This is a genomic window from Brevibacillus fortis (assembly GCF_046196545.1).
Classification (GTDB): domain Bacteria; phylum Bacillota; class Bacilli; order Brevibacillales; family Brevibacillaceae; genus Brevibacillus; species Brevibacillus fortis_A.
This window is the reverse complement of record NZ_CP176370.1, coordinates 1,966,464-1,989,810: the sequence shown is the minus strand read 5'-3', so window position 1 is coordinate 1,989,810 and position 23,347 is coordinate 1,966,464. Positions and strand designations below refer to the sequence as shown.

The 23,347-nt window shown below is 48.4% G+C and carries 23 protein-coding genes; 2 read left to right on the top strand and 21 right to left on the bottom strand.

Annotation, left to right across the window (positions count from 1 at the left end; all coding sequences use genetic code 11):
* Positions 1–41: 41 nt before the first annotated feature.
* Positions 42–1,280, bottom strand: a complete 1,239-nt coding sequence (locus ACKKE8_RS10320) for an ATP-binding protein (RefSeq protein WP_409178098.1) — start codon at positions 1,278–1,280, stop codon at positions 42–44.
* A 25-nt stretch (positions 1,281–1,305) separates the two neighbouring features.
* Positions 1,306–2,508: a PP2C family protein-serine/threonine phosphatase gene (locus ACKKE8_RS10315; RefSeq protein WP_409178097.1), complete on the bottom strand. Its 1,203-nt coding sequence runs from the start codon at positions 2,506–2,508 to the stop codon at positions 1,306–1,308.
* Between the two features lie 249 nt (positions 2,509–2,757).
* On the opposite strand from ACKKE8_RS10315, the gene ACKKE8_RS10310 reads away from it, so the two are divergent.
* Positions 2,758–2,940 carry a hypothetical protein gene (locus tag ACKKE8_RS10310; RefSeq protein ID WP_007726679.1) on the top strand — a complete coding sequence of 61 codons (183 nt, stop codon included), beginning with the start codon at positions 2,758–2,760 and terminating at the stop codon, positions 2,938–2,940.
* 39 nt (positions 2,941–2,979) lie between these two features.
* Here ACKKE8_RS10310 and ACKKE8_RS10305 read toward each other — a convergent pair whose 3' ends face one another.
* The 11 genes from ACKKE8_RS10305 to ACKKE8_RS10255 all read right to left on the bottom strand — a co-directional run bounded on the left by ACKKE8_RS10305 (position 2,980) and on the right by ACKKE8_RS10255 (position 14,676).
* Entirely contained in the window at positions 2,980–3,975 is a 996-nt protein-coding gene (locus ACKKE8_RS10305; RefSeq protein ID WP_409178096.1) for a hypothetical protein, read from the bottom strand.
* Positions 3,962–4,960, bottom strand: a complete 999-nt coding sequence (locus ACKKE8_RS10300) for a phosphotransferase (protein ID WP_409178095.1) — start codon at positions 4,958–4,960, stop codon at positions 3,962–3,964. The genes ACKKE8_RS10305 and ACKKE8_RS10300 overlap by 14 nt, the downstream gene beginning before the upstream one ends.
* Before the next feature lie 14 nt (positions 4,961–4,974).
* Positions 4,975–6,459 carry a LysM peptidoglycan-binding domain-containing protein gene (locus ACKKE8_RS10295; protein WP_409178094.1) on the bottom strand — a complete coding sequence of 495 codons (1,485 nt, stop codon included), beginning with the start codon at positions 6,457–6,459 and terminating at the stop codon, positions 4,975–4,977.
* 92 nt (positions 6,460–6,551) lie between these two features.
* Positions 6,552–7,961, bottom strand: coding sequence for a protoporphyrinogen oxidase (gene hemY / locus ACKKE8_RS10290; RefSeq protein ID WP_409178093.1), 1,410 nt, complete (start codon positions 7,959–7,961; stop codon positions 6,552–6,554).
* Positions 7,962–7,973: 12 nt separating this feature from the next.
* On the bottom strand, positions 7,974–8,906 hold the full coding sequence (gene hemH, locus ACKKE8_RS10285) for a ferrochelatase (protein ID WP_409178092.1): 933 nt from the start codon (positions 8,904–8,906) through the stop codon (positions 7,974–7,976).
* 16 nt (positions 8,907–8,922) lie between these two features.
* Positions 8,923–9,960, bottom strand: a complete 1,038-nt coding sequence (gene hemE, locus ACKKE8_RS10280; RefSeq protein ID WP_409178091.1) for a uroporphyrinogen decarboxylase — start codon at positions 9,958–9,960, stop codon at positions 8,923–8,925.
* Between the two features lie 138 nt (positions 9,961–10,098).
* On the bottom strand, positions 10,099–10,947 hold the full coding sequence (locus tag ACKKE8_RS10275) for a DUF4097 family beta strand repeat-containing protein (RefSeq protein WP_409178090.1): 849 nt from the start codon (positions 10,945–10,947) through the stop codon (positions 10,099–10,101).
* Position 10,948: 1 nt separating this feature from the next.
* Positions 10,949–11,500, bottom strand: a complete 552-nt coding sequence (locus ACKKE8_RS10270; RefSeq protein WP_409178089.1) for an HAAS signaling domain-containing protein — start codon at positions 11,498–11,500, stop codon at positions 10,949–10,951.
* The gene (locus ACKKE8_RS10265) at positions 11,487–11,816 is read right to left on the bottom strand and encodes a PadR family transcriptional regulator (protein ID WP_012685531.1); all 330 of its coding nucleotides are present in this window, start codon (positions 11,814–11,816) and stop codon (positions 11,487–11,489) included. Before ACKKE8_RS10265 ends, ACKKE8_RS10270 begins: the two co-directional genes overlap by 14 nt.
* Before the next feature lie 105 nt (positions 11,817–11,921).
* Positions 11,922–13,796 (bottom strand): bifunctional metallophosphatase/5'-nucleotidase, encoded by a 1,875-nt coding sequence (locus tag ACKKE8_RS10260; RefSeq protein WP_409178088.1) that lies wholly within the window; start codon positions 13,794–13,796, stop codon positions 11,922–11,924.
* Between the two features lie 88 nt (positions 13,797–13,884).
* Positions 13,885–14,676, bottom strand: coding sequence for an alpha/beta fold hydrolase (locus tag ACKKE8_RS10255; RefSeq protein WP_409178087.1), 792 nt, complete (start codon positions 14,674–14,676; stop codon positions 13,885–13,887).
* 104 nt (positions 14,677–14,780) lie between these two features.
* Between ACKKE8_RS10255 and ACKKE8_RS10250 the strand changes: the two genes are divergently transcribed.
* The gene (locus ACKKE8_RS10250; RefSeq protein ID WP_409178086.1) at positions 14,781–15,467 is read left to right on the top strand and encodes an alpha/beta hydrolase; all 687 of its coding nucleotides are present in this window, start codon (positions 14,781–14,783) and stop codon (positions 15,465–15,467) included.
* On the opposite strand, the gene ACKKE8_RS10245 is transcribed toward ACKKE8_RS10250, so the two are convergent.
* The 8 genes from ACKKE8_RS10245 to hemA form a co-directional block, all read right to left on the bottom strand.
* Positions 15,464–16,273, bottom strand: coding sequence for a hypothetical protein (locus ACKKE8_RS10245; RefSeq protein WP_409178085.1), 810 nt, complete (start codon positions 16,271–16,273; stop codon positions 15,464–15,466). The two genes, ACKKE8_RS10250 and ACKKE8_RS10245, sit on opposite strands and share 4 nt — an antisense overlap.
* 133 nt (positions 16,274–16,406) lie before the next feature.
* Positions 16,407–16,883, bottom strand: a complete 477-nt coding sequence (locus ACKKE8_RS10240) for a GyrI-like domain-containing protein (RefSeq protein WP_409178084.1) — start codon at positions 16,881–16,883, stop codon at positions 16,407–16,409.
* 120 nt (positions 16,884–17,003) lie between these two features.
* Positions 17,004–18,293 carry a glutamate-1-semialdehyde 2,1-aminomutase gene (gene hemL / locus ACKKE8_RS10235; RefSeq protein ID WP_173608503.1) on the bottom strand — a complete coding sequence of 430 codons (1,290 nt, stop codon included), beginning with the start codon at positions 18,291–18,293 and terminating at the stop codon, positions 17,004–17,006.
* A gap of 7 nt (positions 18,294–18,300) precedes the next feature.
* On the bottom strand, positions 18,301–19,275 hold the full coding sequence (gene hemB / locus ACKKE8_RS10230; RefSeq protein WP_056497623.1) for a porphobilinogen synthase: 975 nt from the start codon (positions 19,273–19,275) through the stop codon (positions 18,301–18,303).
* Positions 19,259–20,071 carry a uroporphyrinogen-III synthase gene (locus ACKKE8_RS10225; protein ID WP_409178083.1) on the bottom strand — a complete coding sequence of 271 codons (813 nt, stop codon included), beginning with the start codon at positions 20,069–20,071 and terminating at the stop codon, positions 19,259–19,261. The genes hemB and ACKKE8_RS10225 overlap by 17 nt, the downstream gene beginning before the upstream one ends.
* Complete coding sequence (gene hemC, locus ACKKE8_RS10220) at positions 20,068–20,997, bottom strand: hydroxymethylbilane synthase (RefSeq protein ID WP_409178082.1); 930 nt, start codon at positions 20,995–20,997, stop codon at positions 20,068–20,070. Before hemC ends, ACKKE8_RS10225 begins: the two co-directional genes overlap by 4 nt.
* 24 nt (positions 20,998–21,021) lie before the next feature.
* On the bottom strand, positions 21,022–21,840 hold the full coding sequence (locus ACKKE8_RS10215; RefSeq protein ID WP_409178081.1) for an inner membrane protein YpjD: 819 nt from the start codon (positions 21,838–21,840) through the stop codon (positions 21,022–21,024).
* Positions 21,841–21,907: 67 nt separating this feature from the next.
* On the bottom strand, positions 21,908–23,272 hold the full coding sequence (gene hemA, locus ACKKE8_RS10210; protein ID WP_409178080.1) for a glutamyl-tRNA reductase: 1,365 nt from the start codon (positions 23,270–23,272) through the stop codon (positions 21,908–21,910).
* Positions 23,273–23,347: the final 75 nt, after the last annotated feature.

Sequence of the window (23,347 nt, the reverse complement as noted above, 5' to 3'; positions counted from 1 at the left end):
TTCATTCACTTGCAAACATTTGGCTTTTTGGAAATGGTTGCTTAACGTGAAAGGATACATTCTAAAATAAGCTTAGTACCTGCCAGAGAACTACTCAAATAAACACGATCACAGTATTGCAGGATCACGTGAAAACCGGCCCCAAGCGAGTGACGCGTAGAAAATCCTTGCTGTAGGGTAGCTCGCGGGAGATCCTCGAGCAAAATCCCTTGTCCTTCATCATGGATTACAGCCCGGCACATTTTCCTGTCATTCGATAGGTATAACGTTACCACACCGCCATTTCCGTGCTTCAACGTATTGGAAGCAGCTTCGTTGACCGCAACGAGAAACTGCAGCAAGCGCTTATCAGAAATGCCTTGTGGTTCCAAAGCTTGCTTAAACAATTTTCGCAGTTCTGCCAGCTGCTCCGGTAAACGGATGTCGATTGCCAAGAGCTTATGCCCTTCCCGAAGCAAGAAAAATAATTCTTCATCACTAAGCAACAATAGCTTACCTTCTGTGACCACACCCAGAATATCTCTGTAGATCTCCCATTCCCGTCTTTTGCGTTTTCGTTCTTCTGCAATGACGGCGGTGACATCAATCAAAGCGATTCCACAGGTTCGATCTGGCAATACAGATGTGTATAATTCAAACACCTTTGTGCCATCCGTGGTGACAATTTGCTCCCTTACAGGACCACCCCATCCAGCCGCCTCTTCGACCAGTCGTTGCATTTCTCGCTCTACTTCCAAACTCGCCCGAACGTCACCCAGCGGACGCACTTTCCCTTCATCGTAAAGATAGAGGAAAACGGTCTCGATCTGACGCAGTATCGATAGCTTTTGAATCTCTTGTTTTATTAATCGCCCCCGCTCATCGTCTCGATCCTTCCAATGTAACAAGACGTCTGCCGGGTCCAATTCGCCACTCATGTGCCATGTATGAAATTCTTCCAGAAGCAATCGCTCCAGAACATCTTCCCGTCGCAAAACTTTTTCGATATCGATAATGTGGTAAGGATCACCTGCTATACCACGCAATCCGCTACCGATAATTCGGAAATCATAGGCGAGCTCTATCTCTATGCGTCCGTGCAAATCATGATCAGAACTGCTTAACCCAATGGTCGTCCGGCTCACTGCTACCAGCTTCGCCTGGAACGATTCCATCGTTGCTAGGTTCGTCACCTTTACAGTGCGGGGCGGAACAACTTTGTTCGCTGAACCGCCAGAACGTAGCGCGACAAGGCAATTATCACAAGTGGGATTGTCCGGACAACGCTCACACAAAATCACAGTTCATCCTCCTATTCACGCGCAACTACACGAGGGCTATACTCTCTTCAGGCTCAAATTGAAGAATCAACACAGAAATATCATCTGTTTGGTTTGGCTGCTGTGTTATCTCCATTAAGTAGGACTCAACTCGATTCATCGATTCCTGCTTACTATCACCTGGCAAATTTAATAAGGAGGATAGTTCTTCTAGCCAATGCCTGCTGCCTCGAATCACTTCTTTTCTCCCTGTATCCAGCAAACCATCTGTGTAGAGCAATAGCATGCCCTCTTCTTCTAAGGGTACCTCCTCCATTTGATACGTGCTATCGGGCAAAAGCCCTAGGCCGACCCCACCCTTGCTAGCTAAAATGGTTTGATTCGACTTGGACAAATAAAAAGGCTGTGGATGTCCTGCCCTGCCAAATCGAATTTTGTGTTCCACCTCGTCATAGACAGCAACGAGCATCGTAATGTAAGAACGGGTTTTCACTAAATCTGCATAAAGCAACTGATTGAGTCTTTCCAAAATCTCATCCGGCGAATAGCTGGACTGCAAAACCTGCCGTACAGCAATCCTAATCCCCGTTGCCCAAATACTGGCCAAAAAACCGTGCCCGGACACATCCGCAATGATAAAACAGGTGTAACGATCATTGATTTGTCTATAATCGATGTAATCTCCGCCTACATAATCGACTGGTACGTAAACCGTTCTTGTTCGCAAACTGGTTAACTGCAATTCTTCTGTGGGAATGAGCATCGACTGCATACGTCTAGCCAGCTTCATCTCCATCTCGATTTCTCGCTGCCCTGATGACTGGTCCTGTTGACATCTGAGGATCAACGCCCGAATGTTCACGAGGAGCAGCCCATAAAAAGATTTCTCCAGTTCCTTTAGATCACGGTCATTGACGTTACTCTGGGCAAACAAGCGGACATAGCGCGGTGTTTGAGCGGTGTCACACTGTTCCGAGACAACAATGCGCTCTTCTACTTCGCGCTGCACGTTTGCGCTCTCTTTGTTGCCGCGCTCGATCCGAAAATAGACAGCACCTAGAGCCGATTCAAACGTGATCGACAAGAAGCAAGGCTTGTCCATTTTCACGAACCACGTATCGACCAACTCTTCTATAAATGGCATGAGACTCTCGTAATTGACTTGGCGCTGGCTTTGCTCATTGCTGGTCATCACCAGATACTCGTAATTCTGTTTCAATTCCATTAGTTTGACCAATTGATGATTCATCCCATAGCCACTCCCATACACACTTTAGCATAATTCTTTCTTTCGGGAATTGCGAAAAGGGTTATGGCAATTTTCAAAAACATTGTGATCACCTTTATTCGTTTCGTCCTAGCCTTCCTGCCCTACACCTTCCCTTTTCAAGCACCATTCAAACCACTATCTCCTTTCAATAAAATGTTTTAGGCATTTGCTCAAGGTTGTAGACACTGTCCAAAGTTGCCGCGCATATGCTGGAATGAGGTGATTGTGATGAATTTCCGTTGGAAGTATAACCCCACGTATTTACGGATCAAATACGGATGCAAACAGGTGCTCTTTCCGCTGTTGGTTTTTCAGTTTATCCGAACCGTTGTGTTTCCTACCTCTTTTGATGTCGTCCTTCTCGGTTTGCTAGCCATGCTCTATGTTGCCATCTCCCTTGAATGGCTATAAAAAAGAAAAACAACGCCCCACGCGGTGAGACGTTGCTCATTAAAAGGCTTGCTGGACCCAACGATGCAGGCGCATCAGGCGGTCCATATCTTTTTCAAAACGTTGGACAGCGTAAAACTCACTCCACTCGCGGGGATGATGATAATAAATATCCAAGTCTCTCATGATCCTCTCCGGATAGGACAGAAACGAAGCCATCAGCTCAATTTCTTCTGGTCGCAGCGGAAATATCTCGGCGTAGCGATGGAATAGTTGAGAAGCCCCAGCCTCATCCCCCGCCATTTGAAAATAAGTACGATAAAATAGCGTCAAGTCGCGCACTGGTGTATCAAAGCTGGCACGATCAAAATTGAGCAGCCGTCCTTTTCCCGATCGATCTGGCACAACATGCTCAGGATTCGGGTTACCATGGATCAACGATAAGCGAAAATGCGCGTGCGTCTCATGTCGCTCTCGCCAATCGGTCAATAAGTCTGTCGCTGTTTGAGCCATTTCCTCAAGAAACTCCTTGTTTGCCAAAAACACCAGGTCAAAAGGGGAAGGATATTTGCGTTCCTGCGCAAGGGTTGCCGCCTTATTCATTTGGTCTTGCCAATATTGCCAACGGTTCAGCAAGGAGTCGACAAGTGGCTCTACCTGTCTCGGATCATCGTAGCGATAGTTTTGTGTCAAATGATGAAGCTCCGCCAAGCGCTCCAAGGCAGGAGTCGCCCAAGACAAAGGCTGCTCGGCCCATTCCTCACTTCCTGGCTGCCAAGGGGTTACGTAAAAGGCGGTGCTACCCTGTTGGACAAAAGGATCATCGTATTTTGTATACGTAAAAGGAACGGCCCCATCCCATCCGCGGTGCTGCAATTGACGCAGCATATCGCTGACGAAAACAAGACGTTGAGCGGGTATTTGCGCTCGTTTGCATACGAAGGAACCGTAGGGAGTCGTCGCCTTAAATACATTTGGCTCCTTTAAAACGTCAATGCTCTGGGCATACATGTCATACTCTTTGAACAAAGGAGCAATGTCATCATACCGACTCATAGACTCCCTCCTTCCTCGAACGCTCGGCTCGCTCTGCAATATGCCGAAGCAGCAAGTCAACAGATTGTTGGCTCTGCAAAGCGTGCTCAATACCAGCGATCGACGCTTCTTGATCCGGCGATACGCGCTTCACGTACGATTCGATACTCCTGTACACTTCACGAGGACGAGCCATAAAGGCGAGTATCAAAGAATAGTTTCCATAGGTGAGTGGCTTGATTTCTTCATAGCCGTCAAAGTAAGCGTCAATCTGCTTCAGATCCTTGTGGGTTAAAAAGTGATCGCGCAAAAAGGTGGCAACGTCGCGTTGCTGGACTGAAATTCCCGGCCTGAAAAAACCTCTCAAGTACAGCTTCCCGTTTATCATTCCCCAGTTGTCACGCAAAAGGTCCCGATGGGATACAGCAACCGCCTCCGGAGTAATTCGCTCATGGGCAAGCATCGCAGCGGAACGGTCCATTCTTTGCAGCATAGGGGTCATGAGTTCCGATACCCAACGATTTTCCTTAGAATCCCGCCCAGATTTGGCTCGAAAAGATTCGACCAGCTCTTTGGCACGTCTTCCTTTTTCTTCTACCTGCTGCTTTTCCTGCTTGAGCAAATCACTTCCGGACAGTAAAGGACTTTCCTGCTGAGACTGATGCATCATCGCGATCACGCGTCCGCATTGCCTCGCAATGTCCTCGCCGGGCTGATAGTCCTCGAATTGTCGGTGATGGTCGGTCATGGTAACGCCGCGTTTACCCAAAATCAAAAATGGCTTGGTGTCTCTCGTCCGAATAAACCGCTCCACTTCTCGAAACCCCTGACGAGCCAGTCGTTCGCGCCAAGCAAACGACCAGCGCATCACATCTACACGCGGCCAAACGTGGAGTTCTTTGGGGCCCCGGTTTGTCTCCAGTAAATAGCAATCATCTAGGGGCGTAATTCGGATTACGCGCGCCCGATATTGCTGGCAAACCTCGGAGAGATCAATTTTATCCACGGTCCCCCACTCCTCTATTGTGGGATGTACAGAATCTGCCCTGCTACAAGCTGCTCGGAAGCTAAGCGATTTACTTCCACGATTTTGGAAACAGGCAAGGAGTATCGTTGTGAAATATGCTCTAACGTCTCATCTCGCTGAATAATGCACATTTTCAGCTGACTCGAACGCTCTTCTTTTCTCCGGACAAACGACGTGAGATTTTGCATGGCCTCCATCGTAGACGCGTTGACATTAGCCCCAGACCCATGTCGCGAAGAGCTAGATGAAGATTCCGCCTCCAACGCCATCGCTTCCTGTTTGGCACGAGTCGCTTGTGAGAAGATGGAAGTAATGTTCACACGACTTCTTTCCTCCTGGGAGGGTTTCCCTGAAATCGCCACTCGCACTTCTACATCTTCCGCGGCAGCCTCTGGTTGTGCAACGACTGGTTCTGCTTCTTGCTCAGCTTCTTGCTCAGCTACAACAGTGGCTTCCACCGCTTCTTGCACTGCTTCCTGCGACTCTGTTTCGACTGATGAATCAGTAGGTTCGTTGGAAACTTGCTCGTATGCGATTGCCTGTTGATCGTGTATAGCCAGTACAGGCTCCTCATGTCCTTGTTGTTTTTCGGCAATTTCTCTCATCTGCTCTTGCTCATCTGCCAATACTGACTGCTCGGAATAGGCGACAGAAGAATCGTACGAAACAGATTGTTGGGAATCTAAGTCATACGAAATAGGATCAGTCTCCCAAGACTCTGGAGGGGTGGACTGTGCCACTTCCAGCACATCACCGTATTGCTCGTAGTATTCTTCCTCATCGGATTGAGCAATAGCTGGAGTATCGAACATGGAAGGAGATTCGGTTGATTCATAGGATGCTGGCAATGCCTGCCGCTCCAATTCTTCCTCCAGCGCACTCAGCTTTTGATCAATGTCCTCGAGGGATGTCTGCTCCGTATATTCTTGCTCATCATCCCCAGCAGCGAAGGTGTATTCCCATGCTCCTTCTCCTGGACCTGCAGCCTGCGTTTCAATCTGCTCTGCTTGTTCAGCTCTATCCCCGAGGACTATCCCCAAAATCTTCAGATCGGCATCGATTAGCATTTGATGTGGTGATTCCAGTTTGTAGTCAAAGCTGTCCACAATTGCGTAGATGTCTCCGATCTCGGTAATCCGATCCAATGGAATGGTGATATTCAACGGAATGCGATGACCGATCTGTTCCTCCCAGCCATAAAAGGCTTGATCCGATGCTTCCTGGCGAAAGGGCGTAAAAGTCATGGCCTCAACCAGCGATTCTCCTTCGCCGCCTGTCGCTTCTGCGGCTTCCCTGATTGGCTCGTACTTCCCTACTAATTGCAAGCAACCCGTGATCGAGATGTAGGAATCGTTTTCCAACACTTCCACATCTGGAACCAATTCCAGCTCTTGCAATTCACCTATTCCAGCTCTATCGGATGAGAGGAAAATGGTCTCCTTGATGGCAAAAGAGAGTTGCCCATCCTGTAATGCCATTCGTGCTCCTCCTTTCAAGTGCAGGACATTTCCCTATACTATATGGACAGGACGAGCCGTTTAGCACCGAAAAAAAGAAAAACCGGGGTTATCTATCTCCCCGGTTTTACAGACGCTATCCATTCCGCTATTGCTTTTTTCCCCTGATCAATACAATCTGGTACACCTACACCACTGTACGACGCACCTGCCACAATGACACCAGGGAGTTTTTCTTTCAATTGATTGTTCACATCCTGCACCCAAGCCTGATGTCCGACCACATACGGTATGGCATTTTGCAAGCGTGATACGTTATAAAAATCCGGCTCTGCTCGAATCGTCATGATCTTGCGCAGATCGCGGAGGACAACCTCCAAAATTTCCTCATCCGTTTGCTCCATGAAGGATTGCTCTCCTGCTCTCCCTATGAAGCTACGCAGCAAGGCTTTGTTTTTCGGCGTCGTATGCGGCCATTTGCGATGCGCCCACGTACATGCGGTAATTTTTGCTCCAGAATGCAGCGGTACAATAAATCCTGTCCCTTCCATTCCTAAATCAATGGCTGACTCTGGAAACGCCATAGCGATGGTTGCGACCATATGCGGCTTCGCTTGTGGCAAGGTAGGAACTTGTACATAAGGACGAAACAGCGGTTCTGCGACAGCATGTGGCACGGTAAACAGTACCGTATCCGTCTCGATCGTTTCCCCATTCTTCAATACCAAGTTGTACTTCCCGTCTGGCCGTTTCACCAGTTCTTTGACACCGGTATTCTTCGAGATGACTTCTTCAGGCAGGCTCTTTTCGATTGCCTCTACTAAGGACTGCAAGCCGTTCTTCAATGTCAGGAAGATGCCTTTTGGCTTTTCTTGCGTTTTTACTTGCGGGCGAGAATGCTTCATCGCTACGATCAAGCTGCGATGCTGCTCCTCCATTTTGGCGAATTGAGGAAAACTCGCAAGCAAGCTGAGTTTGTCGAGATCCCCGGAGTAGACACCGGACAATAAGGGCGCTATAAGATTATTAATAACTTCATTACCTAGCCTACGCCGAAAAAAGTCACCCACGGAGATATCGCCGTCTCCTTTTGATGCAGGAAGAACGAGATCCAAAGCTGCCCGAAGCTTGCCCGGCCAAGAAATGAGATCGGTCGTAACAAAAGGCATGAGCTTCGTCGGTACGCCCATGACCGCTCCTTCTGGTATAGCCTTTAGGCGATCCTGATGCCAAATATAAGCTTGGCCTGTACTGTTGCGAACGAGATCATCCGCAAGTCCCAAGTCCCTCGCCAGTTCAGCCGCACTTGTTTTCCGCTCAAGAAACGAATCGGGACCTTGCTCAATCACAAACCCTTCGTGACGCCATGTCTTGATTTTCCCACCAAGTCGTCCCTGCTCTTCAATCAGTTGAAAACGGATTGGCAAGCCTTTTGCTTCGATTTCCTTTTGTAAGTAAAATGCAGCGGTCAACCCTGTGATGCCGCCGCCTATAATCGTAATATGATAGGTATTATCGCTCATATGATCGATCCCCTAATTGGCCAGCTTCTTTCCCACTGCATCAGCCAGACAGGAAATGAACGCAGGTCTGGCGTTAGGCATCGCTGGACGATAGTAATGTACCCCTAACTCATCTGTAACCGCTTTGCATTCCACATCATTATCAAACAGAACTTCCAAATGCTCCGCAATAAATCCGACAGGACAGTAAACAAATGCTTGGTAGCCTTTTGCTTCGTACAGCTCTCTCGTCAAATCCTGTACATCTGGTCCCAACCACGGATCAGGTGTATTCCCGGCGCTTTGCCATCCGATTGCATAGGAAGTGATCCCTGCTTGCTCGGCAATGAGCTTTGCCGTCTCTTCTAGTTGCAGTGGGTACGGATCACCTGACTTCAGGATTTTTTCCGGCAGGCTGTGCGCGGAGAAGATCACGACTGCTTGTCCACGCTCTTTATCCGTCATCGTAGCAAACGTCGCTTGAATGGCATCTGCCCAATATCCGATGAAGCCTGGTTCCAGATACCAGCTCTCAATGCTGTGGATGACAGGTCCGCCAATTGCCGCGGAATGCTCCTGTGCTCGTCCATTGTATTCTTTGACGCTATAGCTGGAATAATGAGGCGCCAGAACAAGGCTGATCGCTTCTGTAATCCCATCCCGCTTCATTTGCTCTACTGCGTCTTCGACGAACGGAGCGATATGCTTCAAGCCAAGGTACCCTACAAATTCACGGTCTGGGTAGCGTTTGTTCATTTCCTGCTCGAGAGCGCGCACCTGCTCATCCGTAATGTCTGCAAATCGATTCAATCCATCTACAGCCTCGTAACGCGCCATCAAATCATCGAGCAGTTCTTGTGGTGGCTTACGACCACGGCGAATGTGCGTATAGTATGGTTCAATCTGTTCAGGACTACGTGGCGTTCCATACGCCATTAACAAGAGTCCGATCTTCTGCTTTGACATGTAAGCGCCCTCCTGATTAGACGTCCCTTTTGTAACTATGGATGAACTTCGTCAGTTGTTGCAGCGTTTCTACTTTGGCGTCAGGGAATACACCGTGTCCCAGATTGAAAATGAAACCTGGCTGTTTTGTGCCTTCATCCAAAATTTCCTTCGCCTTCGCTTCGAGCTTCTCCCAAGGAGCCAATAGCAGCGTTGGGTCCAAATTGCCTTGCAGCGTCTTCGTCACACCCATTTCACGAGCAGTCGTAATCGAAGTACGCCAGTCCAGACCAACCACATCAACAGGCAAGCGGTTCCAATCCATCAAAAGATGACCAGCGCCGATACCAAAATAGATCGTTGGGACGCCAGTATCTTTTAGCGCGTTGAAGATACGCGTCATGACTGGTGTAATGTACTCGCGGTAATCTTCGTCATTCAATGCACCGACCCACGAATCAAATACTTGCACAGCTTGTGCGCCTGCTTTAATTTGCGCTTTGAGGTAGGTGATAGTCATATCGCCCAGTTTTTCCATCAGCGCCTGCCAAGCAACTGGCTCGGTATACATGAATGCTTTTGTCTTATGATAGTGCTTGGAAGGGCCGCCTTCGATCAAATAGCTGGCCAGTGTAAATGGTGCACCTGAAAAGCCGATCAATGGAACAGATAATTGCTGACGCAAAATTTTAATGGACTCAAGAATGTACGGCACATGTGTTTCCGGATCGAGCTCAAGCAGACGTTCAACATCCTTCAAGGATTCGATTGGGTTTGCGATTACTGGACCAATGCCCGATTCGATATTCACATCCACGCCAATCGGTTTTAGTGGCGTCATGATGTCTGCAAACAAGATTGCAGCGTCAACGCCCAGTTGCTCAACTGGCAGACGTGTCACTTCCGCGCAAACTTCCGGTATGTAGTTCATTTCAAAAAAGCTATGCTTCGCGCGGATGGCGCGGTATTCTGGCTGATAACGCCCTGCCTGACGCATGTACCAAACCGGAACATGCTCTGTCGCTTCACCGCGACATGCTTTCAAAAACGTATCGTTAAAAGTTTTTGCGGTCATGAATAAACCTCGCTTTGCACAATTATGTTTCCTTCAATATGATACCATTCGTCATTCGACAAGGCATGTCTCTTTTGTGTCAAAATCTTTTCGTTTCTTCCGCTTCCAATCCTATCCATCATTGTTTCCAAACTTCTCCTATTGAATGCGAACGTCCCCGCTAGAACTTCGCACAGTCATTTTGGGTCCACCTGCTCCAATCGATGCCTTCACTTTGTATTCCTCGTCCTTCTCATAGGTGAGGTTAGACCAGGTGGTTTCGATGCCTCCTGTATCTGTCGTTACTTCAAGCTGTGCTGCAGCAGGCTCCTTGGCTACTGTCACTCGAATATCCCCCGTATCCGTTCGAATGGAAACGTCATGGGTCAACTCTGGCATTGTCAGTTTATCAATCTCGCCTGTAGAGCTTTCAATTACAACGGCCGAGCGAACATTCGCCAGATTGATATCTCCTGTAACGGTCTGGACGTTAAGCTCTTCTCCTTCATAACCCAACACGTCCACATCTCCATTGCTGCTGGATATTTTCGTGTTCTTTGCACGCAGCATTCCGCTCTTGATATCCCCTGTCATCGTTTCAAGCTGGACGTGCTCATACACTTTTTCTGGCAGGAAGAGCTCCAGCTTTACCTTCCCGTTGCGAGGATAAAACATATTGACGTGAGGGCGTTCACGCAGTTCTACTAGCAGCGTACCATCTGGTGAGACTACACTCCGAAACTCTAGTCGCTCCTGCTGTTGTTCGGATACTTCCCCGACCATCCGTACGCTCGCTTTTGGCTGCTTGCTTGCCATGATTTCCACATCAGCCACTTCCGTCAGCAACTCAATCGCTTTTACCTCTTGTTCGATCATGCGCTCTTCATTGACTTGTTTTAACGAAAAGGAGAAATTTTCTTGCTTTGTAAAGAGCCAGATGATTCCACATACGCCGATAATGAACAAAAGAAGACTGATTCCAAAGAGTCTTTTCCCCAAATTTCGCATCTCATTTCCCCCTGATCATCTTCACGTTGAACTGGAGATAACGCAAGAACTGGCGATACAGCCATTTCGTCAATCGCAGCAAGCCGATCGCAAACATTCCGCCCAATCCTACGGAAACCATGCTGGAGAACAACAAGAAAAGTCGCTCTTGAGAAGGGGCAGGAATCCCGTAATCCAAGAATATTCCGACTGGCGCTACCAAAAGCGCCGCAGTCATTGCATACAACCCCATCAGTATACCAATCAGGCCTAAAAATGGCCCCAAAACAAAGACGAGATTGAAAAATCCCAAGCTGATCGTCGCGACAATCGCTCGCGTCATATTCCCTACCGATGCGTTGGACTGTGCTTGATCAATTCGGTAGCCAGCCAAAAGCTCGCGTGCCACTAGCTTCGGACTCCCCAATCCTTCCGCAATTTCAAACTCCGTCTTCCCTTGTTTCATTCCCACGAGAAAATGCTCTGTATAATCGGCAAGGATGTCTAAGCGCTCTTTATCAGGCAAAGCGCTAAGCAAAGCATTTAACTCATCCATAAACTCACGCCTTGTCATATCCGAGTCCCTCCTCTATGATCTCATTTACCCCCCGGTTAAATATTCGCCACTCCAAGATGAGGTCATTCATGTATTGACGACCGCGATTTGTCAGCTGGTAATATTTCCGTGGGGGTCCCTCTTGTGATTCCGCCAAATAGGTCGTAAAAAATCCTTCCTGAGTCAAACGGCGAAGCAAGGGGTAAACCGTTCCTTCAGAGATATGGAATTTTTCTGAGATGCTCGCAACCAGTTCGTAGCCGTATCTGTCCTGCTTAGCTGTCAAGACGAGAACACACAGCTCCAGAACCCCTTTTTTAAACTGTACGTTCATAACATCACCCATGTCAAAGCTTACCAATAGCTACTCTATATTGCAAGGTACTTCATAATAAAAGACGGACAGGGAGGTTTTTCTCCATCCCTGTCCGCTCAAACCCTATTTTACTTCAACAATGCGGCCTTCTACTTTTGGATTGACAGTTTTACGCTTGATCAAGCCTTCTTCCACAATGCTGTACATGGACAATCCTGTGTTAAAGAATGGCTTTTTCAACGATTCGTAACCATCTCCACCTGCTGCCAGGAAGTCGATCGTTGCCAATTTATACGTTTTGGTCAGGTCAAGCGGCTTGTCGCCAACTTTTATTTCTACTACGCGCTCGCCAGCTGGCTTGGATGGGTTGTACGTAAAGCTCATGCCGCTCACTTGCGGGAAGCGTCCTGCTCCCTCTTCTACCTTGCTCACGCCGTTTTCGAGGGCTTTCTTCAGCTCTTCGCCTGTTACTTCTACGACTGCCAGTGTATTGTTCTCGAATGGCAGGAGCGTGTACAGACCTTTTTTCGTGATATCGCCTGCTGGCAGCTGTGTACGGATTCCACCGCCGTTAGCCAGTGCTACATCTGCCTCATAGCCTTTGATCGACTGTGTGCGCTCCAGCATGATATCTGTGATCAGGTTACCTACGTTTGTTTCTTTCGTACGGACCAGTGCGCGGTCACCATCGAGTGGCACTTCGGATTTCGCAATGACAACATTCATTACCGTATCGATCTTGCCCACGATTTCTTTTACCATTTTATCTACGTCTGGATCAGCCACAACTGCTTCATCGTACTCTTTCAAACCGCCGCTGAATGCTACCAGTTCCTTGCCGAGGTAGTAGAGGTCAGCGCGTCCGAGAGACTTGCCATACTCCCAGTCTTGTACGATGTACGTGCCGTTTACGAGTTCAGGTGCTTTCAGCGGAGTATGGGAGTGACCACCAACAATCAGGTCAATGCCAGGAACGTTTTTCGCGATTTCACGGTCTACGTTCACTCCTATATGGGAAACAACAATCACGTGATCTACTTCTTTTTTCAGCTCAGGTACAAGTACTTTCGCCACTTCTACCGGGTTTTTGAATGTCAGCCCTTTTACGTTGTCAGGGTGAGTCAATACAGGTGTGTCTTCCGCTACGAAACCAACAAAGGCGAATTTCTTTCCGCCAATCTCTGCTTTGAAAACAGGGGGCAGCAATTCTTTTCCATCTGACTTGAACACGTTAGCAGAGATAACTGGATGCTCGAGCATGTCACGCAGCTTGAGCAATTGCTCATAACCGAAGTCAAACTCGTGGTTACCGGCAGCCATTACGTTGTAGTCGAGGCTGTTGAGGATCGGAACAACAGATTCGCCTTTGAATTGGTTCACGAAAACGGTACCTTGGAAGGTATCACCAGCGTCCAAGAGCAAGAAGTTTTCGTTCTCTGCACGCCATTCCTTGAGCAGGGTTGCGATTTTGGCAAAGCCGAATTCTTTTTGGTTCTTGTCTTCTTGAATATGACCATGTGTATCGTTGGTATGGGCAATCGTTACATGTGTGGTAGCCGCATCCCCCAATGCTTGGAAAAATTCACCGCGCGTAACAGTCGCTTTGTTCTCGAGCTTCACTTTGTAGCCCAGTTTGTCAGCCATTTGTGTCAGCTTGGCAGATGTTATCGCTTGCGCAGGGTTTTTATAGTCGTCTTGTGTGAGAGCACCTTGGCTCTTTGCCCAGTCGAAGTAAGGAGCAGACCAATGAGCACCTTTAGCGGCAGCTCCCACTTTTGCCTGTTTCAATTTGGAGAAAACAACAGTAGCTTCTGCGAGAGTCACGGCACGATCCAAAGCAAGATCGCCATTTTGACCCGCTGATACAATTGCCTTTTTCACCATCCAGTCTACGTGCTGTACAGGATGCAAGGGTGCCGCAAAAGCTGAGGAAGACATCAGCGATGCAAATACGATAGATGCAAACGCCGTCATCGTAATCCGACGTGCCTTTTTCATGATAATTTCCCCTCTCGTCTATGTATAAATAAATAGGATAACGTTTTCATTATAGCAAAATTTGCTAGGACTATGGTGTGATATTTGTTTACTTTCTGTTTAGAAAGCTCTTGAAGGCTTCTGCCATTTTCTCTGGTGCCTCTGTCATGCCCATATGCCCAACATCAGGCAACAGCACTTGCTCGACGTTATTTTTATCTACTGTAAAAGTTTTTTCAGCAGGAATGATCTGATCCTCTGTACCTGCGACTAATAGCACAGGTAAAGTCGTTTCTTGCAGCACATGATTGCGATCCACTCGATCACGCATGGCGATTAATGTTTGGATGGCTCCAACCGGGCTCGTTGCAAAGCCAATCTCTTTTGCCAGCTGGACTTCTTCTCTCATCGTTTCGATATGGGAAGGTGCGAACAGCTTTGGTACGAGGGCTTTGATAAACGGCTCCATTCCATTTTGGCGGATGTTGTCTGCGCCTTTATCCCGATTGGCTTTGGCAGCGTCGTCATCCGGATATGGCGTCGAATGGATCAAGCCAAAGCTCGCCAGCTTGTCCGCGTATTGATTGGCAAATGCCAGGGTCACATAACCACCGAGCGAATGTCCAAATAGATGAATCTTCGCTAGACCCAGCTCATCTACAAACAAAGCCAGATCGTCTGCAAAGCGCTCCATCGAATACGGTTCATCAGGGGCGGAGCTGTCTCCATGACCACGCAAATCGATCGCAATGACACGATTCGTTTTAGACAGGAGCGGCACTAACTTATGCCAGTAAGATGAGCTCCCGCAAAAACCGTGGATCAAAACAAGCGACTCCCCCGTTCCTTCTTCTACGTAGGCTATTTTGATACCGTTACTTAGTTGAACTTCCTTTTTCATCGAATCATACTCCTTTATTGTTTGTTTACTTCTTGTCAACAAGTGCTACTGACCCTTACGATTGGAAAATGACCCCCGTTTCGAAAAACTTGAAAGAGGTGCATATGAAGATGGTATACCCAAAAACAGGTTCTGTGATCGTCAGAGACGGGAGAGAGCTGACGTACACGCACATTCAGGCAAATCAGACGCCATCTCGCTCCGTCTGTTTTTTCTTTCCCGGAGCCAGCTATTCGTTTGACAGGCCTTATCTGTATTATTCTACCATGCTTTTTTTGAACAAACAGATCGATCTCGTCCATGTGCACGCTGCCTATGGAAAAGACGTCCCAGATTTCGAAACCAGCTCATTCGCAAAACGCAGCGCTTGGATCAGCGAGGATATGAAAACGGTTGTCTCCCAGGTACTAGATCAGCAGGAGTATGAACGAGTTTTCTTTCTTGGAAAATCACTCGGCACAGTTCCGATTGCCTGTTCTTTGCTCAAGGAACCTCGTTTTTCCCGTTCGTCTGCGATCCTGTTGACTCCGTTGCTGAGAGAGGATTTGGTCGTGGCAGACTTGCTTACGCTGGAGCAAAATGTCTTTCTCGTCTCAGGTACTGCCGATCCCCACTACCATCAGCCTACACTCGAAACAATCATTACTTCCAAGCCAAATATTCATCGGTATTTGCCACAAAACGCAATGCACTCCCTAGACATCGGTCTGCAGGTTGACCTTTCCCTACAAGTCTTGCAGTCTACTATGGAAGAACTTGGTCGTTTTTTAGACAAGTCGCTGGACGTTTAAGCAAAACGCTTTGATACCCGCTTCAACGCTTTTTTCATTTGCTTGCGTCTACATTGCAACACTTTTTGGATGAATTTTTTTTCGGACTTTTTCAAACACCCGTTCGGTACCCTTTTGATCGCTTTTTTGATTTCTGAGGTAGGCAAAGATTGGATTTTTTTCACCATCTTGTCAAGCTGCTTTCGATTTTCCCGTGTGAACCTCTTCAAACCGTAGGGAATTCGTTGCTTCTTTTTGTCTCCGGTATGCAAGCAAAATTTGTATGCTTTTTTACAGGAGAACCTATTCTTTGCTCTGCGAAGATTCCATTTATCGGGATTGCCAAACAATGATATGCCGTGATCGATGCCATACCATTTGTATTTCTTCCATGATTTTCTTCGGTAGAGAATCAAGTTACGATTCGAACGGTCCGGGTTAAGAATCCATGCATCGAAAGCCACCAAACGCGCTAATTTTTTGGCATTCTTGATATATTTTTGCGGTTTTTTCTTTACGTACGATTTCGCCTTTTTCCAAGGAATAACCTTCCTGGCATTAGCTTTGACTGAGACGAGACCGCGCTTAATGTACCCTCGTGGTCCTCTTACACGAGCCTGTAATACTTTTGCAACGGGTAACCCGAGTTTTTTGGCCAAGTAAGCAGCAATGTATTCGTTTGCGACAAGAATGCGATAACTCTTGCGATGATGTGCCCAGACATTCGATTTAAAGTATCCTTTCCGATTTTTCCTTTTGCGAACACTCCAAATCAACCGACCGTAACGCTTGCGCAAGTGCTTTCGATAATGCCATTTCAATTTCACCACACTTGTCACCCCTGTCCTGTTTTCTACAGTATACGAGTCTGGATTCCAATTGGTGAAACCAAACAGCCAACACCTACCGCTTTTGGGTATAAGAGGTGTTGGCCGTTTAGAGGTGTTGTTCTCTCGTCTATTAATGAAGCGGGATAAAAATATCGTACGAATTTTCGACCCGAGCAGACTCATGCACAGAAGGAACGTACCGTTGATCGTAACGCTCCATGCGAAGAGCTTGCTCGTCCACCTCATGGCCATTCTCGTTGAGCCAGCCAAACAGGCCGTGGTATGTGCTTTGCACCTGTTCCATAGGTCCTGTGTGGGTAAAGCGGGCGTATGTCTTCGCTGGAATCGTGAACCCGACCATGCTCGCAGGGATATGCTCGAAACGCTCTACTTCCACCACAATGTACTCGGTATACATTTGGTACGTCCGATTCTCGTCGCTGAAGTCGTAACGAACATCTGGTGAAATCACGAGAGGAATCTCATCCTGGCGCTTCAAAAAAGTCTCCCACAGCTTTGGCATGTATTCCACAAGCATGGGAAACGAACCAGAGAAGCTAAGGCCAACTAGATGCTTTTGCGGTACGTGAATGATCGTCCCTTCCATGTCTCCACCTCATTCATCTGCATTTTCCTTCGTATTTTGACAAGGGGTGGAAAAATCCTGCAAAAAATCAAAAAAAGCACTTCCTGCATCAGCAAGGAAGTGCCTTCTTCTTTTCATTCTTTATTCAAACGCTTTTTTCATCGCTTTGTAGCTTGCTTCAATCGTCCGTTCGATATCTTCATCAGTATGAGCCAAGGAAACGAACATACCCTCAAACTGGGACGGTGGGATCATGATGCCTTCCTCCAGCAGATAGCTAAAGTACGCCGAGAAACGCTCCAGATCGGAAGTTTTCGCTGTTTCGTAGTTGATAACCGGCGTCTCTGTGAAGAACAGGCAAACCATGGAGCCTACGCGATTCAGCGTATGCGGAATGCCCAGCTTCTTGGCATTGTCAGCCAGGCCTTCAGCCAAACGAGCGGACATCTTCTCCAAGCGTTCGTATGCGCCTGGTTTGCTGAGCTCTTGCAAGGTAGTCAAGCCTGCTGCCATCGCCAAAGGATTACCCGACAGCGTCCCTGCCTGATAGATTGGTCCTGCCGGAGCCACTTGCTGCATGATCTCACGTTTGCCGCCGTATGCACCTACTGGCAAGCCACCGCCGATGACTTTCCCCATCGTTGTCAAATCCGGAGTAATGCCGTACAGCTCTTGTGCACCGCCCAATGCTACACGGAAGCCAGTCATGACTTCATCGAAAATCAGCAGTGTCCCATGTTTCTCCGTAATTTCACGCAGTCCTTCGAGGAAGCCTGGCTGTGGAGGAACGACCCCCATGTTGCCGCCGATTGGCTCCACAATAACTGCTGCCAGATCATCGCCAAACGTTTCAAATGCGAGCTTGACGCTTTCCAGATCATTGTAAGGAACCGTAATCGTGTTGTGTGCTGTTCCTTCAGGTACACCTGGGCTGTCTGGAAGTCCGAGTGTAGCCACACCGGAACCAGCTTTGATCAACAGGCTGTCGGCATGACCATGGTAGCAGCCTTCGAACTTCATGATTTTGTTGCGTCTGGTATAGCCACGCGCGAGGCGCAGAGCGCTCATCGTCGCCTCTGTACCGGAGTTCACCATGCGCACGACTTCTACAGATGGCACGATCTCACAAACGAGCTTTGCCATTTCTGTTTCCCGCTCAGTCGGTGCACCGAAGCTGGTTCCAAGCGCAGCTACTTCCGTAATCGCTGCAAGGACACGCGGATGTGCATGACCCAAGATCAGTGGACCCCAAGAGCCGATGTAGTCAATATAGCTGTTTCCATCCACATCAAAAATGCGGGAGCCTTCTCCTTTTGCGATGTAAACAGGATTGCCTCCCACGCTCTTAAAGGCACGAACCGGACTGTTTACTCCACCTGGTATGTAATGCTGTGCTTCTGCAAATAACTGAGTAGATTTTTCTCTATTCATCTTGTGCTCACCTCGCCAGCCATTTTGCAACATCTTTTGCATGATACGTAATGATCAAATCTGCACCTGCACGTTTGAAGCCAACCAATGTTTCCATAACGATACGCTCTTCATCGATCCAGCCATTCAGTGCTGCCGCTTTTACCATGGAATACTCGGCACTCACATTGTAAGCCACGATCGGCAGGTTGAAGTTCTCGCGCAGACGAAGAACCATGTCCATGAAGGCAAGACCTGGCTTCACGATCAAAAAGTCCGCGCCTTCTTTTACATCGGAAGCTGCCTCGCGCAGACCTTCACGTGCATTGGCCGCGTCCATTTGATAGCTTTTGCGATCGCCGAATTGTGGAGTCGAGCCTGCCGCATCGCGGAATGGCCCGTAGAAAGCAGAAGCGTATTTCACCGCATAGGACATGATCGGAATGTGCTCAAAACCAGCCTCGTCCAAAGCTTCACGGATTGCAATCACGAAACCGTCCATCATGTTGGAAGGTGCGATAATGTCTGCTCCGGCTTTTGCTTGGGAAACGGCGGTCTGACCCAAAAGCTTCAATGTTTCGTCATTCACAACTTCGCCTTCGTGAATAACACCACAGTGTCCATGATCGGTGTATTCACACAGGCATGTATCTGCAATCACGATCATTTCCGGATGGGCTTCCTTGATCAGACGCATCGCCTGTTGGGTAATCGCATCATCATTGTACGCCTCTGTTCCGCATGCGTCTTTATGTGTTGGTACCCCAAACATCAAAACAGCTTGAATTCCCAGAGCTACGATTTCCTTCATCTCTTCAGCTAGCGTGTCCAAGGAGAGCTGATACACGCCTGGCATGGACGGAATCTCATTCTTAATACCGGTTCCTTCCACTACGAACAACGGATAAATCAAGTCTTCCACCCGTACGTGGTTCTCCCGCACCAGATTGCGCATAGCCGCGCTTTTGCGAAGACGGCGATGACGGTCAAATGTTTGTGCCATGTCGATTCCCTCCCAGATTCTCTATGATAGCTGCTAGTAATCCTTCCACGGTGTACTCACTCGCTACCACATGAACAGAAAGCCCGTTTTGTTTTGCAGTATCTGCCGTTATTGGTCCGATACAGGCTATCTGAACGTGCTTGAGCCAGTCAAACGATGCATAAGGCTCCATCGCTGCCATGAAATGCGTCACCGTTGAAGAGCTGGTAAACAAGATGATATCGATGAGACCTTGCTGTAGCTTTTCCGCTGCGTCTGGAGCCTGCTCTGCATCAATGACAGTGTGATACACGTCTACCTCTGTAACAGCAAGCCCCAAGCGAGCCAACTCCTTTGGCAGTGCCTTGCGGGCAATATCTGCACGAGGCAGCAGAACGCGCTGACCAGGAAGCAGCTGATCATACAAGCTCGAAAGCAAGCCTTCCGCCACGTAATCAGACGGGATGACAGCTACTTCGAGCCCGTGATGCTCAAGCGCCTTGGCCGTCTTCGGGCCGACCGCAGCAATTTTGCCAGTGAACGCTTCGAGTCCTACCCCGACCTCGCGCATGCGCTCCAAGAAGAACCGTACGCCATTCACACTCGTGAAGACCACCCAGTCGTATGTTGGCAACTGGGTGATGGCTTCGTCGAGCTTGGCAGTGTCCGTGGGCGGCATCATTTTTAACAGGGGAAATGCGTACGCTTCTCCACCTAACTGCTCGATATGTTCAACGAGCTCGCGAACTTGACTTCTTGCCCGCGTGACCATGATGCACTTGCCAGTCAGTGGCTTGTGCGATCCGTGGACAATCATTGCTCATTCTCCCGCAATACTTGCGCAAGTACTTCTCCCGCTCCTTGCGCCAGGAGGGCTTCCGCCACTTGAATACCCAGCGCTAATGGATCTTGGCCAGTCGCCGTGTTTTTGAACATTTGCTTCCCATCTGGGGAGCCAACCATTCCCGTCAAAGTAACTTCATTGGTCTCTCCAACTGTCGCATATGCGCCAATCGGCACCTGACAGCCGCCTTGGAGTTTGTGCAGGAAGCTGCGCTCTGCTGTTACCGCCAAACGCGTCGGTGCATCATCCAGCTGCTTCAAGAGAGCAAGTGTCTCCTCATCGTCTGCACGGCATTCGATGGCAAGCGCTCCTTGACCGACTGCTGGCAAGCTGATTTCAACAGGCAAAAACTGCGAGATGTTCCCTTCAAAATTCACGCGCTCAAGTCCAGCCGCAGCGAGGATGATGGCATCAAAATTGCCTTCTTCCAGCTTGCGCATGCGCGTGTCAATATTTCCACGCAAAGATTCGATCTGAATGTCAGGGCGATGTGCGAGAATTTGTGCAGAACGGCGCAAGCTACTGGTTCCTACCAAAGCTCCTTGCGGCAGTTCATCCAACGTTTTGCCGTCCTTGGAAAGCAGAACATCCCGAGGATCAACACGCTTCGGGATCGCGCCGATTACCAAGCCCTCTGGCAATTCAGCCGGCATATCCTTCAAGCTGTGTACCGCAAAATCGGTTTCCTTATCGAACAAGGATTGCTCGATTTCTTTGACAAACAACCCTTTTCCGCCTACTTTGGATAAAGTCACATCGAGGATTCGATCGCCTTTTGTCACGATTTCATGCAATTCAAAATCAGCTTCAGGTGCGAACCCCTTCAGTTTTTCTACGACCCATTTCGTTTGGGTGAGCGCCAATTTGCTGCGACGCGTTCCCACTTTCCATTTTCCCATGACAGCCTCCTTGATGAACAGCCCCTACCACCAGTCGTGAAATGTAGAAGTAGTGAAGCCTAAAAAATTGATAAGCAGTAACAAAAATGCCAGGACGTTCCATTGCGCGAGTCTGCGCATCTGCACCGTATCCCGATAGCGTTGGTACAGCCACAGCGAGTAAATCGCAAGAACCAGCACGGAGAGCACTACTTTTGAGTCAAACAAAAATTTCTCCGCCAAAACCATTTTACCCCAAATGATCCCTAATACAATCGAGAGCAAGAGCATTGGTACACCCAGCATGTTCATTCGGTACGCGTAGCCTTCCAATTGATCGAGGCTAGGCAAACGCCTGAGCAACGGCGACCAACGTCTTTCCTTGAGCATTTTGTGCTGAAGCAAGTACATCGCCGAGAAGATCATGGAGAGCGAGAATGCCCCGTAGCTAAACATGGCCAGTGTCACATGCGTCAACAATAGCTCAGAGGTCAAGATACTCGATACAGCCTCAATCGGCGTTTCCGGTAAAAACATCGACATGACGAGCACGACGAACCCGATAATATTAGTAAAAAAAACCAGTAAATCAATCCGAAAAAAATAGTGAATGGCAAGCGACAAGCCTACCAGCACCCATGAATAAAAAAAGAGCGTCTCAAACAGCGTAATGACCGGAAAATACCCCTTCATGACTGCCTGTGAGACAAAAAATGCGGTTTGCAAGGCCCAAACGACAACAAGCAACCCGAAAGCCAGACGATTGACTTTCCGGTTGCTTTGCAAGAAGTCGTTAAAATAGAAGAGAACACTTGCAGCGTAGAGAAAGATCGTCAAGTCGTAGATCCATCTCACCTCGGCCATGCACTCTCTCCCCCACTTTCCCAATCGGTTTCTAACAGTAGCAGATAGATTGTCAGGTCAGGTCAGCTTATTCAGGGAACCGGGAAGCCAATACCTGCTCCCGAGAAGAAGATGTCTGTTTATTTTTATCGTTAGCCCAGATTGCTTCCTGTTCTTTTCGCTCCAGGATCTCCTCCAACGCAAACATTTTCTCGAAAATATCCAGTACTTCTTCCCCATCTTTGGTAGCTGCCATTTCTTTTAAACGCACGACCGGATCGTGCAACAGTTGATTGACAATACCCTTGGTTGTCTTGCGGATGATGTGCATCTCCCGCTCAGACAGGTTCGGTAGCTTGTTTTCGATTTTTCGCATCGCTTCGCTTTGGATCGTGTTTGCCTTGTCACGCAGTGCAGCGATGAGTGGTGCCACGCCAAGCGTTTGGTACCAGGTCGTGAATGCCACGATTTCTTCTTGAATCATGACATCCAGACGTTCCGCTTCACGAGAACGTTCCGCAACGTTACTCGCAACGATTCCTTCCAGATCATCAATATCATATAAAAATACGTTATCAAGATCATGCAAATCAGGATTCAGGTCGCGAGGAACTGCGATATCCACCATGAACAACGGACGATGCTTCCGTTGTTTCATGATCGGAGCCAGTTCTTTTTTGCTGAGGACATAACCTGTCGCTCCGGTCGAGCTGATGACGATGTCTGCTGTGAGCAGTGCCTCTGGCAGCTGCTCCATCGTACAGGAGTCACCCTTGAACTTTTCTGCCAAAAGCTGCGCTCGCTCCAATGTACGATTTGCTACCATGACGCGTTCTGATCCGTTTGCGTGCAGGTGCTTTGCTGTCAACTCGCTCATTTTGCCCGCTCCGACGATCAGGACAGACTTCCCTGCGAAGGAACCGAAGATCTTTTTCCCCAGTTCGACAGCAGCGTAGCTGACTGAAACCGCATTTTGTCCAATCGCTGTCTCTGTATGGGCACGCTTGGCGAACGTAATCGCTTGCTTGAATAAAGTGTTGAAGACAGTCCCTGTCGTTTGACGCTCCTGCGCCAACAGGAACGCATCCCGGACTTGTCCGAGAATTTGTGTTTCTCCCATAACCATCGAATCAAGACCGGAAGAGACGCGGAACAAGTGCTCGATTGCCTGTTCGTTCTCTTTTATATAGAGATGATCCTTAAATTGTTCTTTCTCCACGCCGAACCATTCAGCCAAAAAACGGCGGGTATAGTCTCGGCCAATATTCGCCTGGTCGCAAACAACGTAAATTTCCGTCCGGTTGCACGTCCCCAGGATGATACATTCTGCGATACTCTTCGTCTGGGAGAGAAGATGAAGAGCGCGTGCTGTCCCATCGTCGCTAAATGTAAACTTTTCACGAATTTCGACAGGAGCTGTTTTATAGTTTAGACCCAGCAAAAGAATATCCATAATGTCCTCCCAGAATAACAAACCTGTTAGCGGCATATGTAAAATGCACTATTATTATATCATTATGTCCCGAAT